General features: G+C 61.6%; 12 protein-coding genes and 1 tRNA gene. 6 read left to right on the top strand and 7 right to left on the bottom strand.

Going from position 1 to position 15,290, the window contains the following annotated elements:
• Nucleotides 1-76 precede the first annotated feature (76 nt).
• Nucleotides 77-904: a sulfite exporter TauE/SafE family protein gene (locus tag FPK30_RS06970; RefSeq protein ID WP_144085880.1), complete on the top strand. Its 828-nt coding sequence runs from the start codon at nt 77-79 to the stop codon at nt 902-904.
• A gap of 10 nt (nt 905-914) precedes the next feature.
• Here FPK30_RS06970 and FPK30_RS06965 read toward each other — a convergent pair whose 3' ends face one another.
• Together FPK30_RS06965 and FPK30_RS06960 are read right to left on the bottom strand one after the other, a co-directional pair.
• Entirely contained in the window at nt 915-1,343 is a 429-nt protein-coding gene (locus tag FPK30_RS06965; protein WP_144085899.1) for a nucleoside deaminase, read from the bottom strand.
• Nucleotides 1,344-1,402: 59 nt separating this feature from the next.
• Entirely contained in the window at nt 1,403-4,138 is a 2,736-nt protein-coding gene (locus FPK30_RS06960; protein ID WP_232345835.1) for a cation-translocating P-type ATPase, read from the bottom strand.
• A gap of 571 nt (nt 4,139-4,709) precedes the next feature.
• Between FPK30_RS06960 and FPK30_RS06955 the strand changes: the two genes are divergently transcribed.
• Nucleotides 4,710-6,935 carry a cation:proton antiporter gene (locus tag FPK30_RS06955; protein ID WP_144085878.1) on the top strand — a complete coding sequence of 742 codons (2,226 nt, stop codon included), beginning with the start codon at nt 4,710-4,712 and terminating at the stop codon, nt 6,933-6,935.
• 6 nt (nt 6,936-6,941) lie between these two features.
• Here FPK30_RS06955 and FPK30_RS06950 read toward each other — a convergent pair whose 3' ends face one another.
• The 3 genes from FPK30_RS06950 to FPK30_RS06940 all read right to left on the bottom strand — a co-directional run bounded on the left by FPK30_RS06950 (nt 6,942) and on the right by FPK30_RS06940 (nt 8,979).
• Nucleotides 6,942-7,697 (bottom strand): alpha/beta hydrolase, encoded by a 756-nt coding sequence (locus tag FPK30_RS06950; RefSeq protein WP_180335332.1) that lies wholly within the window; start codon nt 7,695-7,697, stop codon nt 6,942-6,944.
• A gap of 31 nt (nt 7,698-7,728) precedes the next feature.
• A complete protein-coding gene (locus tag FPK30_RS06945; RefSeq protein ID WP_144085877.1) occupies nt 7,729-8,538 on the bottom strand; it encodes a hypothetical protein in 810 nt (269 codons plus the stop codon).
• A gap of 207 nt (nt 8,539-8,745) precedes the next feature.
• Nucleotides 8,746-8,979 (bottom strand): DUF2188 domain-containing protein, encoded by a 234-nt coding sequence (locus tag FPK30_RS06940; RefSeq protein WP_144085876.1) that lies wholly within the window; start codon nt 8,977-8,979, stop codon nt 8,746-8,748.
• Between the two features lie 693 nt (nt 8,980-9,672).
• Between FPK30_RS06940 and FPK30_RS06935 the strand changes: the two genes are divergently transcribed.
• Nucleotides 9,673-10,224 carry a hypothetical protein gene (locus FPK30_RS06935; RefSeq protein WP_144085875.1) on the top strand — a complete coding sequence of 184 codons (552 nt, stop codon included), beginning with the start codon at nt 9,673-9,675 and terminating at the stop codon, nt 10,222-10,224.
• A 241-nt stretch (nt 10,225-10,465) separates the two neighbouring features.
• Here the strand turns inward: FPK30_RS06935 and FPK30_RS06930 are convergent.
• Together FPK30_RS06930 and FPK30_RS06925 are read right to left on the bottom strand one after the other, a co-directional pair.
• Nucleotides 10,466-10,539: transfer RNA gene (locus tag FPK30_RS06930), tRNA-Gly, on the bottom strand.
• Nucleotides 10,540-10,661: 122 nt separating this feature from the next.
• Entirely contained in the window at nt 10,662-11,780 is a 1,119-nt protein-coding gene (locus FPK30_RS06925) for an ROK family transcriptional regulator (protein WP_186279439.1), read from the bottom strand.
• 298 nt (nt 11,781-12,078) lie between these two features.
• Here FPK30_RS06925 and FPK30_RS06920 point away from each other — a divergent pair, with 298 nt between their 5' ends.
• The 3 genes from FPK30_RS06920 to nagB are packed head-to-tail and all read left to right on the top strand — an operon-like array spanning nt 12,079 to nt 15,282.
• Entirely contained in the window at nt 12,079-13,383 is a 1,305-nt protein-coding gene (locus FPK30_RS06920; protein WP_144085873.1) for an AGE family epimerase/isomerase, read from the top strand.
• A 7-nt stretch (nt 13,384-13,390) separates the two neighbouring features.
• Nucleotides 13,391-14,497: an ROK family protein gene (locus FPK30_RS06915; protein ID WP_144085872.1), complete on the top strand. Its 1,107-nt coding sequence runs from the start codon at nt 13,391-13,393 to the stop codon at nt 14,495-14,497.
• Nucleotides 14,494-15,282: a glucosamine-6-phosphate deaminase gene (gene nagB / locus FPK30_RS06910; protein ID WP_144085871.1), complete on the top strand. Its 789-nt coding sequence runs from the start codon at nt 14,494-14,496 to the stop codon at nt 15,280-15,282. The genes FPK30_RS06915 and nagB overlap by 4 nt, the downstream gene beginning before the upstream one ends.
• Nucleotides 15,283-15,290: the final 8 nt, after the last annotated feature.

Below are 15,290 nucleotides of genomic sequence, written 5' to 3'. Positions count from 1 at the left end.
GAGCTGGCTGGAAGACATGGCCGCACACGCGGACATCCTGCCATCACAACGAAAACGTCGACCTAGGCTGGAACCCATGCAGAAAGAGCAGAGAGGAGCCGGAGGGATGGACCGGCGGACCCTGGCCATCCTTGTCCTGGTGGGCGTGATCAGCGGATTCCTGTCGGGGATGTTCGGCATCGGCGGCGGATCGATCATCGTGCCTGCCCTGGTATGGACCGGACTGCAGCAACGGCAGGCCTCGGCTACCTCGCTGGCCTCCATGATCCCCATGTCGCTGGCCGGTGTGGCCTCCTACGCCCTGGGCGGGCATGTGGACTGGCTGGCCGCCCTGCTGCTGGCCGTGGGCACGGTCATTGGGGCGCAGATCGGCACCTGGCTGCTGGACCGGCTTCCAGAGGTGATACTCAGGTGGCTCTATGTGGGCTTCCTGATGGCCGTCATTGCCCAGCAGCTGCTGTCCACGCCCTCCAGGGAGAGCAGCATCCAGCTGAGCCCGGCAGTGGCCCTGATCATTCTGCTGGTCGGCATCCTGATCGGAACCCTGTCCGGCTTGCTAGGCGTTGGCGGCGGAGCCATCGCAGTACCGGCCCTGGCCCTGCTGGGCGCCAGCGACCTGATCGCCAGGGGAACCTCCCTGCTGGCCATTCTGCCCAGTTCACTGTCAGGGACGTTCACCAACCTGCGCCACCACTTGGTTCACGCCGGTCAGGGACTGCTTCTGGGCATCGTGGCCGCACTGACCACGCCGGTGGGTACCTGGGCGGCTTCAGGGGTCAGCGCGCGAGTGGGCGCCAATCTGTTTGCCGCCTACCTCTGCCTGATTGTCCTGCGCTGCATCTGGGCGGCCCTCCAGGTCACCCCGGCTTTCCAGCGGTACAGGGCCAATCACAGCCACCGCTGAACAACGGGACTCAGTCCTGGCGGTGCCGGGCGAAGAAATCGGCAAGAATCCCGGCGCATGCCTGTTCGCACACACCGCCCAGCACCTCGACCCTTGTCCCGGTGTGCGGATCACGAGGCAGATCCCAGACCGACCCGCAGGCTCCCATCTTGGGGTCCCAGGCGCCGAAGACCACCCTGCTGAAGTGGCAGGCCATCAGGGCTCCGGCACACATGGGGCAGGGCTCCAGGGTGACGACCATGGTGCACCCTGCCAGATCCCAGCCCGCGTCGGATTCCCCGATGGCCTCCATCTCGGCATGAGCCAGGGGACGGCCCAGGGCCTGCCGCTGGTTGAAGCCCCGGCTGATGATCCGGTCCGAGGCATCCAAGACCAGGGCGCCCACGGGCACGTCCCCCCGGTCTCCGGCCATGCCGGCCAGCCGCAGGGCCTCCGCCATGGGCGCCTTCCACCGTTCTTGCACGGATTCAGTCTGGCAGTTCAGCCCGACAGGTCGGTTCAGTTGATCATGCCGGCGATGCGGCGGCGCACATGGTGCAGGTGGCCCTTGGGCCGCCCGGACGTGTCGATGCCCCGCTTGGCCAGGAAGGCACGAACCATCTTGTCGCCCTCGCTGAAGATCAGGACCGTCAGCCCAATCCCCAGGCAGATAAGCCACTGGCTTGCGCTCAAGGGAGCCATGCCCAGAACGCCCGCAACCGGAGCCAGATACATGGCCCCCGCATGGATGCCCAGGGCCACGAACGAGGCCACCAGAAGGAAGGTGTTGTCCAAGGGATTGAGTTGGAAGATCAACCTGTTCTCGGACCTGGCCGACATGGCGACGAAGAAGTTGAAGAGGACCAGCAGGGTCAGGGCCATGGTCCGGGCTTGGGCCAGATCCATCCCCGCGTTGATGTTGAGGCGGTAGAGGACCAGGATGCAGGTGGCCATCCAGAGCCCGCAGACGGCCAGTCGCGCCCAGAGCACCCGCGAGAGCAGGCCCTCTCCAGACGAACGTGGGGGCGACTCCAGCTCATCCCCGTTGCCAGGCTCGAATCCCAGGGCGATGTCCTGGACACCGTTGGTCACGAAGTTGATCCAGAGCATCTGCAGGGGCAGGAAGAGCAGGGGCTCCTCGGAGATCACATTGACCCCGACGGCGATCATGGCGGCTGCGGCCGTGGACAGGAGGAAGTAGGCGGATCCGCGGATGGCCTTGAAGATGACCCTCCCCTGGCGCACGGCCTGGGTGATGGTGACGAAGTTGTCGTCGGTCAGGACCACATCGCTGGCCTCCCGGGCCACGTCGGTGCCGGAACGACCCATGGCGATACCCACTGAAGCTGCCTTCAGTGCCGGGGCGTCATTGACGCCGTCGCCGGTCACAGCCACCACATGGCCCTCATCCTGCAGGGCTTCCACAATGCGCAGCTTGTCCTGGGGGGAGACGCGGGCGGCTATGGAGGTCTCGCGCAGACGGGCCCGGAGGACCTCGTCGCTCATCTCCAGCATTTCGCTGCCGGTCAGCGCCTGATCGGTGTGTTCCAGACCCAGGCGGCGGCCTATGGCGGCTGCGGTCACCGGGTGGTCGCCGGTGATCATGACCACGCGGATGCCGGCCCCTGCGCAGTCGGCAATGGCCTCGCGCACGCCGGGTCGGGGCGGGTCGAGCATGCCCTCAAGCCCCAGGAAGGTCAGGTCGTCGGGTCGACGGCGGGAGGCGGGATCCTGGTCAGAGGACAGGACCCTGCTGGCCACGCCTATGACGCGCAGCCCCTGGGAGCCCATGGCTTCGTAGGACTTGTGGACGGCCTGGGTGTCCAGGGGAACGACCTGGCCATCCGGGTCCAGCATGGTTCGGCTCATGGCCATGACGGCGTCCGGGGCGCCCTTGACGTATTGGGTCAGGGTGCCGTCCGGGGCGCGACGGATGGTCATGGAGTGCAGCAGCTCCGGCTCGTAGGGGGTCTCCATGACGATAGGAGCATCCAGGTCTTCAGTCGTCACGGCCCCGGTCTGGTCGGCCAGGCGGGCCATGGCCATGTCGACCGCATCGCCGCTGTATTCGATCTCGCCCTGTTCATTCGGCTGCCGGTGGGCCTCATTGGTCAGAGCCCCGGCCCGAGCCAGGGCGGCCAGACCGCGCATACGGTCGTCGTCGGATACGGCCGCTGCGCCCAGGTCCAGGCCCTCTACGGGGACCGGCTGGCCGCCGCCCAGGGTGAACTGTTCCACAGTCATGCGGTTCTGGGTCAGCGTGCCGGTCTTGTCCGAGCCGATGACGGTGATGGAGCCCAGAGTCTCCACCGCCGGCAGCGAACGGACGATGGCATGGTATTCAGCCATCCTCGAAACGCCCAAGGCCATGGCCACGGTCAGCACGATGGGCAGGGCCTCGGGCATGGAGGCCACCACCAGGGAAACTGCAGACAGGAAGGCTCCCGTGGCATCGCCATTGAGGATGGCTCCGCCGATGAAGACGAAGATGGCCACCAGGATGACGGCGACGGCGATGCCCAACTCGGTACGGTGGATGATCCGCTGCAAAGGGGTGCGGCCCTTGGCCACATGGACCAGATCGTTGATCTCGCCCAGCTCGGTGTCGGAGCCAGTGGCCACCACCAGCCCGCGTCCACGGCCGCTGGTGACCATGGTGCCTGAGAAGGCCATGCAGTGCCTGTCGCCCAGTGCTGCATCACGGTCCACGGGGTCTGTATTCTTCTTGGCGTCGTCGCTTTCGCCCGTCAGCATGGCCTCGTCGATGCGCAGGTGAAGGGCCTCGATCAGCCTCAGGTCGGCGGGGATGCGGTCGCCGCTCTCCAGCAGGACCAGATCGCCCGGGACCAGCTGGTCGGCGTCAATCTGCTCCATCCGGCCCTGGCGCACCACCCGTGTGGTGGGGGTGGACAGGGTCGTCAGAGCCTCCACGGCCTTGTCAGCCTTGGACTCCTGCACATAGCCGATGATGGCATTGAGAAAAAGAACCAGGAAGATGGCCGCAGCGTCCACATAGTGCTGCAGAAAAATGGTGATGATGCCGCAGACCATCAGAACGGCGATCAGGGGGCCGGCGAACTGCTCCAGGAAGAGCTTCCAACGAGGTTTGGCCTGGGCCTCAGCCAGGCTGTTGGGCCCGAAGAGCTCCAGTCGGCGTGCGCTCTCCTGCGTATCCAAACCTTGGTCCCCGGTGTGCAGGGTCTCCAGCACAGCCGAGGTCTCCAGGCTGTGCCAGTCGGTGTCGTCGAAACGCATGTCAGCCCCTGCCGCCGCTGCGTTCTGATTCGTAATGTTTGTAGATGTCATGGATGATGTCATCGGTCAACCTGGCCTTTCCAAACCGGATCGGTCATTTGTCCCCGCATGCGACCCTCTGCAGTCGTTCTTGCAATCTTCCTTTTGGACCGGGGGATGTCCAAAAGCATCGGGGAAACAATAGCGTGCATGCAAGTCCCCGGGGTCAAGAGATGGGGCTCCATGGTCAGCCGCCGCAAGCAGTGCCCGCTGGGAGGTTCGGAGCCTTCCCGGTCTTCACGAGTATACCGATTGAGCCGGCCTTTCATGCGCTTACGGGGGTCCCCGGGCCGGATTTTCACAAATGTTCGCCTATCGCGAGCGCAGTTTGTCCACCATTTTGACTTGAGGTGTCAACTTAGCGCACATTGTCCATCAATACAGTTCCTGGATATCGCCATTCCGTATAATGGACTATGCGACGTCGATCCTCATCCGACCCTGCACTCGAAGATTCCTTCATTGGTTGAACGAACCCTACTTGTCGGGCCTGCGGCAGCCCGCCCGGGATTGCGTGGCGGAAAGGAAGCCCGTGGAAACATTCATCCTCATTCTGTGCATACTTGCTGCCGTCCTCGTCTCTTCCTTCATTTCCAGATTCATTCCCCGGATCTCCACTCCACTGGTTCAGATCGCCCTGGGCGCGGTCATGGCCCTGCTGCCCATTTTCCCGCGGATGCGGCTGGATCCTGAGCTGTTCATGGTTCTCTTCATCGCGCCCCTGCTCTACTACGAGGCCCACACCATCAACAAGGTGGAGTTGCTCAAGGGCTTGCGATCATCCCTTTCCCTGGCCATTGGCCTGGCTACCCTGACGATGATCATGGTGGGCGTCATCCTGCATGCCGCCTGGCCCATGTTCCCCCTGGCTGCAGCCATGGCCCTAGGCGCCGCCCTGGGGCCCACCGATGCCGTGGCCGTTTCCTCCCTAGGTGAGAGCGCCGACCTCACACCGGACGAACATTCCATTCTTGCCGGCGAATCGCTCTTCAACGACGCCACCGGCGTCATCGGCTTCCAGTTCGCCATCCTGGCCACCGTGACCGGATCCTTCTCCCTGCCCCGGGCCCTGGGCGAGTTCTTCCTCGAGTTCGTGGGCGGCATCGGCTTCGGCCTGATCATGGGCTTCGTGGTCAACTGGCTTTTTGAGTCCGCTCGCCGCCTGGGCTGGGAGACCACCACCACCAGGATCCTGCTGGAGCTCTTCCTGCCTTTCCTGATTTACATGGTCGGGCAGAACATCCTGCATGTGTCCGGGGTCCTGGCCGTGGTCTCCACCGGGCTGCTGGTCCGTTTCGACCACACTGGAGTAGGCCCCAACACATCCAAGGCCAACATCGTCTCATCCAGCGTCTGGAAGGTGCTCTCCTTCAGCCTCAACGGCGCGGTCTTCGTCCTTCTGGGCATGCTGCTGCCGGCGGCCATGGGCACCAGCTGGCGAGACCGGCGGGTCAGCAACTGGATGCTGGTGGCCACCATCACCCTGGTCTGCCTGACCGTGATCGTGCTGCGCTTCATTTGGACCGCCAGCGTCCTGATCTTCACCAAGGATCATGGAACCGGCAGCAGACGACGGATAACATCCAAGCTCCTGAGGTCGGCGGCCGTCATGACCTTCGGCGGCCCCAAGGGGACCATCACCCTCTCCTTGGCCCTGACCATCCCTTATATGACCGACGACGGGTCGGCCTTCCCCATGCGCAGCGAGCTGATCTTCGTGGCCGCCGGGGTCATTATCGTCACCCTGGTGCTGGCCAACTTCGCCCTGCCGCTGCTGGCTCCCTCACAGAGCAGCGAGGTGCCGGCCCAGCAGGTCGAAAAATCCATCAAGGTGCTCAGGGGTACGGTCCGGGAACTCTCCAGCAGGATCACTGACGAGAACCGGCTGGCCATCCAGCAGGTGATCAAGCAGTACAACCACCGCATCGCCAAACTCAAGTCGCGAATCGGGCAGTATTCCCCCAAGGACTTCCAGGACCTGCAAGTGCAGACCATGGAGTGGGAACAGGACTACATGGAGGAGCGGCTGAGCCGGATCGAAGAGGCCCAGGATCAGCTGGAGGAAAAGCTCAAGAACGAAAACGCAAGCATTGAGCAGGCACCTGTATCAGCCCAGCCTGAGGCCGAGACTGAGGCCGAGCCCAGCACCGAGGCCGAGACCGTAGCCGACAGGGATGCCGACGCCCAGCTGATCAACCGACGCAGCGAACGTGGCGATGACCAGGAGGAGCTGCTGAATCTGCGCAGCCAGGAACAGGCCGCCCGCAGGATCCTGTCCACCATATCCGGGTCCCTTTTCCACTTGGACAGGGGCGGAGAGATCCGCTGGAGGGCCTACACGGCTCGTCGGCGTATCAGGGGCCTGCTGCACAGCCAATTCCACCGCCTGAAGCACCTGACCCAGCCGATCGACAAGGACCGTGTCTTCGTGGCCGGACGCCACCTGCAGGCGGAGATGAACCACTTCCTGATCGAAAAGCTCTACTCCGAACTGGGCAAGGGCCGATTCAAGACCGAGGACCTGCTCAACACCATCATCAACCATCAGATGATCGAATCCTCGGCGGAGGGCAAGACCGAATACGCGGGCATGCCCGCTATCAGGGATCAGGTGGAGGAGGCCAAGCGCGAGGGCTACGCCATTGAGCTGAGCCAGATCCAGGACATGGTTGAATCCGGGGAAATCTCGCGCACGACAGCCAGGAAGATGCGCCGTAACGTCTACGTCATGCAGGTCGATGCCGACTCGGCCCTGTGAGCCGGTCTACATGAGGCCCGAGGTCACGTCGATCTCGCCCAGCCACTGGCGAAGGTCATTCATCTCGCGCATGTCGACGGCATGATCCAAGTGATCGTACTCGGTGGTGTGCAGCCAGACGTGCTCGTCCAGCCAGGCGGCCAAGGCCCGGAATTCGTACTTGGGCACCGTGGTGTCATCCGAACCGAAGCCCAGAAAGACCGGCTTGTTCAAGCCAGCCAGACGCTCATCCGCCGGAGCAGTGCCGGACACCAGGCCTGGGGCCAGGAAACCGGACAGGCATATGGAGGCCCGGTAGCGCTCAGGGTTGATCCGAAGCAGATGAACAGCCAGCATGGCTCCCTGGGAGAAGCCCATGGCCACCACAGGTCTCTCCTCGGGGATGTTGGCGGCTACCCAATTGTCTATAGCCCGAGCTGCTGCATAGCCATCCCGATCCAGATCCTCCTGCTCAGGGCGCATATCGTGAAACCAGGTGTAGCCCGGGCCGAACATGCCGCGCTCGCTGCCTGGCACCACCATGGGCGCCCGCAGGGAGGCGTAGTCGTTGTAGGGGGCCACGTAGCGCATCAGGTCAGCCATGTCCTCCTCGTTGGAGCCCCAGCCGTGCATGAGTACAAAAATAGGCCGCGAGGGGTTGCCCGTGCCCTGCTTGCGTGACCACTGGACCTGCTCGACCTTGAGCTCCTGCCCAAAACGTCCGGGCACCACCGTGGAGGGCCGACCCACCAATCCGCCGTCATCCTTTTGTGCTTGATCCATACCTGCCACGATAGTCGACTGGTCCGGTCATTCACTGCTGGCTCATGAGCGGCTCGGCCCGACCACCCCACTGGCCCTGCAGTCCGGTCACCTGGGTCTTGCTGCCCACGACCATCCAGCGCTTGCCGGTCAGCAGCCATAGATCCTGGGGCTGCAACCCGCCTCCGTAACGGGAGAGCAGGTCAGGCACGCGGGCGCGGATAGGCCCCTTGGCCAAGGAGGCTGCTGAATCGTTGTCGAAAACCACGTAGGCCATGGTCGTATCGGTGCAATACCGGGCTTGGGAGATGCCCACGTACCCGTCCAGGCCGATGTCATGCCAACCCGAAGCGCACTGACCGACAGCCTTGTCGATACCGTCGGTCATAGCCTGGGCCGAGCTGATGGGCGCTTCGTCACGCGCAGGAACCTTGATGATGCCCTTGGGAAAAGAGTTGGCGATGAGCAGGCCTGCCACGGTCAAGAGCATTCCGCAGATCAGAAGAATAATGCCCGCCGAGCCCACCGATGGCCGGTTCGGGACTGTTCCGGAGTGACGGGCTATGACGACCAGGATTACGGTCAAGAGGGCGAAGGCCACAGAGACACCCACCCAGGCTGAGATGCCCACCTGACCTATGACCCCCAACCTGGAGGGGGCTATGGCGTGGGCCAGCAAGGCCGCGCCCGCCAGGGCCGAGACCAGCCCCGTAACCGCCGCAAACCGACTCCAGATGTTGGCATGGGCTATCTGAATAGGGCGCTCATCAATATCAGGGCGAGGAGGATAGGAGGCCGGCAGACCCTCGTCATACCCGCTGTCCGCCAGCCGCTGATCCAGCTGGTTGAATCCATCGGCCATCGACCTCGCCACCTTTCACGGTTGGTTTCAGTCTATGGGGGCGGACGCATGCAGACAGGCGAGGGCAGCCAATGCTTCACCATCCCAACATCCCGCTGGGCTGATGGCTGGGCATAGTTCTATGGACATAGGTGCTTATCACCGCGACGTTCGGCACCAGTACATGTCCGATGACGACGAAAGATCCCAGGAGTCAACTGGAGGAGTTCAGCCCTTGATGTCTCGGGGATCCTTCTTGCCTATGGTGCGCTTGTCGCGGATTTTGTTGCCGCCCTTGTTGTGGATGTTGACCTCGCCGCCGCCGGACCGGTCTGCAAAGACCTTGGCCTGCTTGGTGGCCTCCGCCTTGGTAGCGAAGGTGCGGGACACGCGTGAGGCCCCGGCCCGCTTGACTGTCCAGAGATCGCGATCCTCGTCGTATTGCACGTGATAATCAGCCATGATGGCCGTCCTTTCCGTACTTCCCTGTACCCCCTCATCTTCCACTGCCCGACCTGAGCCACCGTGCTCCGACACTCCGGAAATTTCAGGAATATTGTTCATCAAAGACCCGGCCCTGTGTTGCAACTCCTATCTCAAATACGAAGTGGCTCTGTGATTAGAGCGGAGTCCGGCAGCAACTCGACATGATCCTGCAAATACCAAAAAGCACACGCATGAGTCCGGCAACGTCGAAGTACGAATAAGACCTGTCACGAACTACTTCTAATAAATACAAATAGGCTATTGTCGAATAATCCTGCTCATGCAGAACAGTCCGAACTTCTCATACGTCAGAACCTGGTTACAAGAAAAGCGCGGATCACCGTATCAAATTAACACTAACAACCGCTTACAAAGAACCATCCGACTCCGCACATGCAAGTGAGTTCATAACATTGATTGACATAACAGTGAACATCACCAAGCCCTAACGCTTTTTCTATAATCACATCCTCGATATCATTGGGATTTTTCACGACGGATTTTTCGATGACATCGGCATCTTTGATTCCGTAGGAGTCAACGATCTTGAGAACGGACTGGAATTAAAGGATAATCTCATAAACCAAGGAAACAGATGAATTCCAGTTCTAAACGACAAAAGCTACCTGAAGAAGAAATACGAAATAATATATCTCTTACACTGATTCTATGAGACAAAAGAAATGGACCATACCTGCTCTGATAGTCGGCTCAGTCCTCTTTTGCGTTATTCCATACCTCTACCAATGGCTTACTGGCAACAACTCTGACTGGCAAGCTTGGTGGGCTTTTGGCACCTTCCTCGTCGCCCTTATCGCAGCCATTATCGCTTATAAAGAGTACAGCGCCCGTATCAGCGCAACCGAGCCGCTCATCATAGTTCGGGTTGTAAACGTGAATGGCAGCAATACGGTATTTCTCACCAACGTAGGCGGTTCCATTGCCATCGATATTAAATTTTCGCTTTCGCCAGGAATAAGGCTAAAAAACTGCCCAGGCATAGAATATCTGGCTCGAAATCTTCCAAAACTGAAACCAGACGAAGAAACCATAATTATCGAGGCACAACACTTTGCCGCGGTTCAAATCCTAGTGGAATCAAACCATTCTCGCCAGATACTCCGCGTTGAGTGGAAAGATGCATTAGGCAGACAGTACGTGAATGATAATCAAAAGCTTGACTTCGGCATTTGTTCTTCCGCGTTTGTTTCTGAGAAATAATTTTCAAGAGCATCCTTACCAAGAACAAACGAAAGCAGTTTAGGAATAAGGCGCTTCGTAGAGATATACAGACTCGACAAGACTATGGTCAACAAATGACCACGTAGACACCTCTATTCCATATGTTAGATCTGTGAAATAAGACGCGATCTCGAAAAATTACATCAATAAAAGCTCAAACTAAGTGCGAATATGACAGGTTTAAAATTCTAATCTTTATTGACACACCTGTAAATCCGACTGGAGCGGGCGACGGGAATCGGACCCGCCTCTGAAGCTTGGGAAGCTTCCATTCTACCAATGAACTACGCCCGCAAATTGGCTACCGGGGTCAGACCTCGGCCAACCGCATGCGAGTCACCATGGTAGCAGGTCTCGACGATGTGCGCGAATCACCAGCTCCGGGCACGGTTGCGAGACAGGTCTTCAATCCACTTTCAGACGGTGCCGTCAGGCTCGATCAGGTCAGCCACCACCGTGGAGCAGGCCCCAAGCAAGGCGGCATCCTCACCCAGGGCCGAGCGGTCGACCACCAGGGGCCGCCGGAAATCAGTAGCCAGGGCATCGTTCATGGTCTTCTCCATAGCGCTCAGAAAGATGCGGTTGACCACTCTGGAGTCGCCCAGGACAGCCACGCGAGGAATGTCCATAAGACCGGCAGACATGGTCAAAACACGGCCCATCAGTTCGCCAGCCCGGCGCAAAATGCTAGCCAGATTGTCAGGATCCCTGTCCATTGCAGCAGTCAGCTTGGGAACGCTGATCAGCGATTCCAAGCAGCCACGTTTGCCGCAGCGGCACTGAGGACCGGTGGGGTCGACCACCACATGGCCGATTTCGCCGGCCGCGCGGTTGCAACCGGTCACCAGCTCGCCGGAAACCAGCAACCCTGCCCCAACTCCGTCGCCCAGATGGACCAGCAGCAGGTCGGATTGGCCTGAGCCGAACTGCTGCTCGGCCAGAACCTCGTTGTTGGCATCGTTGTTGACCGTCACCTCAAGGCCTGTCTTCTCATGCAGATAGCCGCGCAGATCGGTCTGGACCCAACCCAGGTTGGTGGCATCATCGACCACTCCTTCAGCACTGACGATGCCGGGACTGGATACGCCGATGCCCATGATGGGGTGAGTTGCACGTTGCATCAGCGAATCGGTCAGCTCTCCCACCAAGTCCAGGGGAACCTTGCCGTCAGCAGTCAGCGGGATCTCCTCACGCGCCACCACCTGCCCGGTCAGGTTGAGCACCGCTCCCCTGAAGACGTAGGGAGTGGAAAGGTCCAGGGCCAGGATGCTACGCCCGTCAGGATTGATGCGCAGCAGCCGTCCCCGCTTGCCCGGCCCGGTAGATTTGCTATAGCCCACCTCCACAAGCAGATGCTCGCCCAGCAGCTCGGCCACGATGTCCGATATGGCGACCCTGGTCAGCCCTGAAGCGCGGGCCAGATCAGCCCTGGTCATACTGACATCGGGGTAAAGCAGCCTGAGCAGGATGGCTCGGTTGTGATGCCGCACCGACTTGGGCAGGGCCTTGGACAGGTTGCCGGTATTGCTGATCATGATTCGCCTGACGATAGATAATGCGGGAACGGGGACCCGCCATGGGGATTGGGCCTTGAACCCCGTGACCATGCCCATCCATGCTTGCTCCTTATATTGTAAACTTCCTTGCCTTGGCAGACCCAGACCTCGCCACAGCAGTATCAAAACGGTTCGTTTTCAAGACCGCGCAATAGCATCGTAGACAAGACCACGGGGGCTGCCAGTAAAAAGTTCAGTTTCCTAACAATTGCGTGTTAGGCTGTGAACAGATACCAGAAACAGCTGCATCCCCTCACTGAGCAAAGGAGCGATCGCCATGACCACGACACCGAACCATTCGGGAGCCTCACCGTCCGCTACCAATCCCCGATACCTGCTGGGCAACGAGGCCAACCGCATCTTCATGGCCTCGCAGACCTACGGTTTCCTGGACTTCGGGCGCGGGTTCCCCACCGAGCAGGGCGGCGCCGGCTGGCTCAATGACGACGGCAGCATCGACCCCGACCAGGGCATTCAGACCTGGATCACCTGCCGGATGACCCACGTCTACGCCATCGGCAGCCTCCTGGGCTACCCGGGAGCGTCGGAGCTGGTCCACCGCGGCGTCCAGGCCCTTCAAGGCAACCTGCACGACGATGAACACGGCGGCTGGTACCCCTCAGTCTCCTGGCAGGGCCAGCCCGAGAGCGGCAAGTCCTGCTACACCCACGCCTTCGTGGTCCTGGCTGCCTCCTCGGCCATGCTGGCCGGCGATCCCGATGGACAGGAGCTGCTGGATCAGGCGCTGGAGATCTTCAACCGCTACTTCTGGGATGACAAGAAGGGCCTGGCCGTCGATACCTGGGACAGCGGCTTCACCCGGCTGGACCCCTACCGGGGGCTCAACGCCAACATGCACAGCACCGAGGCCTTCCTGGCCGTGGCCGATGCCACCGGCAAGGAGGACTACCGCGAGCGCGCCGGCCGCATCATCGACCAGGTCATCAGCTGGGCCGAGAACAACCAGTGGCGCATTCCCGAGCATTTCAACAGCGACTGGCAGGCCGACCTGGACTACAACCAGGACAACAAGGCCGACCAGTTCAAGCCTTACGGTGCCACGCCGGGCCACGGAATCGAATGGGCCAGGCTGATCACCCAGTACGCATTAAGCAGGTTCGATCAGGAGACCGACCGCCGCCGCTACATCGAAGCTGCCGAGCACCTGTTCGCCAGGGCTGTTGAGGATGGCTGGGCCGCCGACGGAGCCGAGGGCCTGGTCTACACCACGGACTGGCAGGGCCGCCCGGTGGTCCACGACCGCATGCACTGGACCCTGGCCGAGGCCCTCAACACCTCATCCACCCTCTACGCAGCCACCGGCAAGGCCACCTACGCCGACTGGTACGCCACCTTCTGCAGCTACGTAGACCACTATCTGATCGACCACCAGGGCGGATCCTGGTGGCATCAGCTGGATGCCGACAACCACGTGATCGGCACGGTCTGGCCCGGCAAGTCCGACCTCTATCACGCCTTCCAGTCCACCCTGATCCCCTACAACGACCCGGCGGTCTCCATCGCTACGGCCATTAAGCAGGCCTGCGGACAGGGACGGGCGGACCAGGGCCAGGCCCGCTGAAAACCCCATGGCAACATCGACCCCGCATCCCAGGGCGGACAAAGATAGCGTCCAGGCCGGCCCGATTAGCCTGGGAATTGACATCGGCGGCACCAAGATCGAGGGCGTGGCCATAGATGGTGACGAACACCTGCTGGCCTGCCGTCGAACCCCAACGCGCCAGGGCAACCAAGCGGTTCATGACGACACAGTGACACTTATCCGCCACCTGCTGGATCAGGTGGGCCCAAACCAGGGTCCGATCACCGTAGGATTAGGCATCCCGGGGCGAGTGGATGCCAATCGGGGGATGGTGGATGACGCGGTCAACCTAGGCATCCGCCACATGGCTCTGGGCCCTGCCGTTGCCAAGACGACCGGTCTGCCCGTCCGCGTCGAGAACGATGTCAACGTCGCTGCTCTGGGAGCTGCCTCGCAGGCTGGCAACACCCTGACAGCACCTGGAACCACACCACACTCCGCATCTGCCCGGAACCAGGCCCGACGCCCCGCATCAGAGCCGGGGCGTGACGGACCCAGGGCCCTGCCTGACCAGGACAACCACGTAGTGGCCTTCATCAACCTAGGCACCGGTTTGGCAGCAGGCATCATACGCGGAGGCCGAATCGAACACGGAGCCAGCGGGGCAATCGGCGAAATCGGCCACATCTCAGTGGATGCCCACCAGTTCCCCTGCAAGTGCGGCCAGCGCGGCTGTCTGGAGACCGTGGCCTCAGGCTCGGCCGTGGAAGCCCTCTGGCCGGGATTCGCCCATCCCCTGCCCGACCTGATCGCCCGGGCAAGTCAAGGGAATCAGCGCGCCCAGAGAGTGGAGGACATCATCGGCCATGGCATTGCCCTGGCCGTGCAGATCGTGGCCCTGACCATCGATCCCGCAATCATCATCCTGGGCGGCGGCATGAGCAAAACCGGCCAGCCCCTGCTGGATCTGGTCACCGAGCATCTGCATAGGAGCGCAGCCTGCAGCCACTTCATCGCTTCGCTGAATCTGCCCGACCGGTTGCGCCTGGCCACGGCCGACCTGCCCATCGGAGCCATCGGCGCCGCCCTGGCAGGACGCATGGCCGCCGACAGTCGCCCATTTGACTTTATCGGAAAGGAAATCGCATCATGACCGAAATCATCATCGTCAAGTCCCAGGAGGAAGCCGGCCGAATCTATGCCCGCTGCACGGCCGACCTGATCCGGCGCAAGCCTGACTGCGTGCTGGGTCTGGCCACGGGGTCCAGCCCCCTGGCGGCATACCAGGCGCTGGCTGATCTGGTCCACAAGGAGGGGATCGACGTATCCCAGGTGCGCGGCTTCGCCCTGGACGAGTATGCGGGGCTGGATCCGGCCCACCCCCAGTCCTACCGGTCCACCATCGACCGGACCGTGGTCAAGCCTCTGGGCCTGGACCCTGCCAAGGTGAGGGTGCCCAATGGAAACCTGGAAACCATCAAGGACGCTGGCCGCGTGTACGACCAGGCCATCGAGGATGCCGGCGGCGTCGACCTGCAGATCCTGGGCATCGGCACTGACGGACACATCGGCTTCAACGAGCCCGGATCCTCCCTGACCTCGGGCACCCGCATCAAGACCCTGACCGAGCAGACACGCATCGACAACGCCCGATTCTTCGACAATGACATGGACCAGGTGCCCACCCACTGCATCACCCAGGGAATCGGGACCATCCTCAAGGCCCGCCAGCTGGTCCTCCTGGCCTTCGGCGCCGGCAAGGCGGAAGCCGTGGCCGAGAGCGTAGAGGGCGGCATATCGTCCTTCTGCCCGGCCTCCGCCCTCCAGATGCATCCCCACGCCACCGTGATCGTGGACGAGGCCGCCGCCTCCCGCCTGCGCAACCGCGACTACTACAAGTGGGCCTATGCCAACAAGCCTGACTGGCAGTCCATCTAGAAGGCAGA

This window comes from Bifidobacterium apousia (genome assembly GCF_007559275.1).
GTDB classification, from domain to species: domain Bacteria; phylum Actinomycetota; class Actinomycetes; order Actinomycetales; family Bifidobacteriaceae; genus Bombiscardovia; species Bombiscardovia apousia.
Note: the sequence above shows the minus strand (reverse complement) of the source record. Positions and strands in the feature narration are given on the sequence as shown.

Coding starts and splice junctions, on each gene's coding strand:
- FPK30_RS06960 (WP_232345835.1), bottom strand. CDS start 4,138: ATGCGTTTCGACGACACCGACTGGCACAGCCTGGAGACCTCGGCTGTG.
- FPK30_RS06940 (WP_144085876.1), bottom strand. CDS start 8,979: ATGGCTGATTATCACGTGCAATACGACGAGGATCGCGATCTCTGGACA.
- FPK30_RS06970 (WP_144085880.1), top strand. CDS start 77: ATGCAGAAAGAGCAGAGAGGAGCCGGAGGGATGGACCGGCGGACCCTG.
- FPK30_RS06920 (WP_144085873.1), top strand. CDS start 12,079: ATGACCACGACACCGAACCATTCGGGAGCCTCACCGTCCGCTACCAAT.
- FPK30_RS06945 (WP_144085877.1), bottom strand. CDS start 8,538: ATGGCCGATGGATTCAACCAGCTGGATCAGCGGCTGGCGGACAGCGGG.
- nagB (WP_144085871.1), top strand. CDS start 14,494: ATGACCGAAATCATCATCGTCAAGTCCCAGGAGGAAGCCGGCCGAATC.
- FPK30_RS06935 (WP_144085875.1), top strand. CDS start 9,673: ATGAGACAAAAGAAATGGACCATACCTGCTCTGATAGTCGGCTCAGTC.
- FPK30_RS06925 (WP_186279439.1), bottom strand. CDS start 11,780: ATGATCAGCAATACCGGCAACCTGTCCAAGGCCCTGCCCAAGTCGGTG.
- FPK30_RS06965 (WP_144085899.1), bottom strand. CDS start 1,343: ATGGCGGAGGCCCTGCGGCTGGCCGGCATGGCCGGAGACCGGGGGGAC.
- FPK30_RS06950 (WP_180335332.1), bottom strand. CDS start 7,697: ATGGATCAAGCACAAAAGGATGACGGCGGATTGGTGGGTCGGCCCTCC.
- FPK30_RS06915 (WP_144085872.1), top strand. CDS start 13,391: ATGGCAACATCGACCCCGCATCCCAGGGCGGACAAAGATAGCGTCCAG.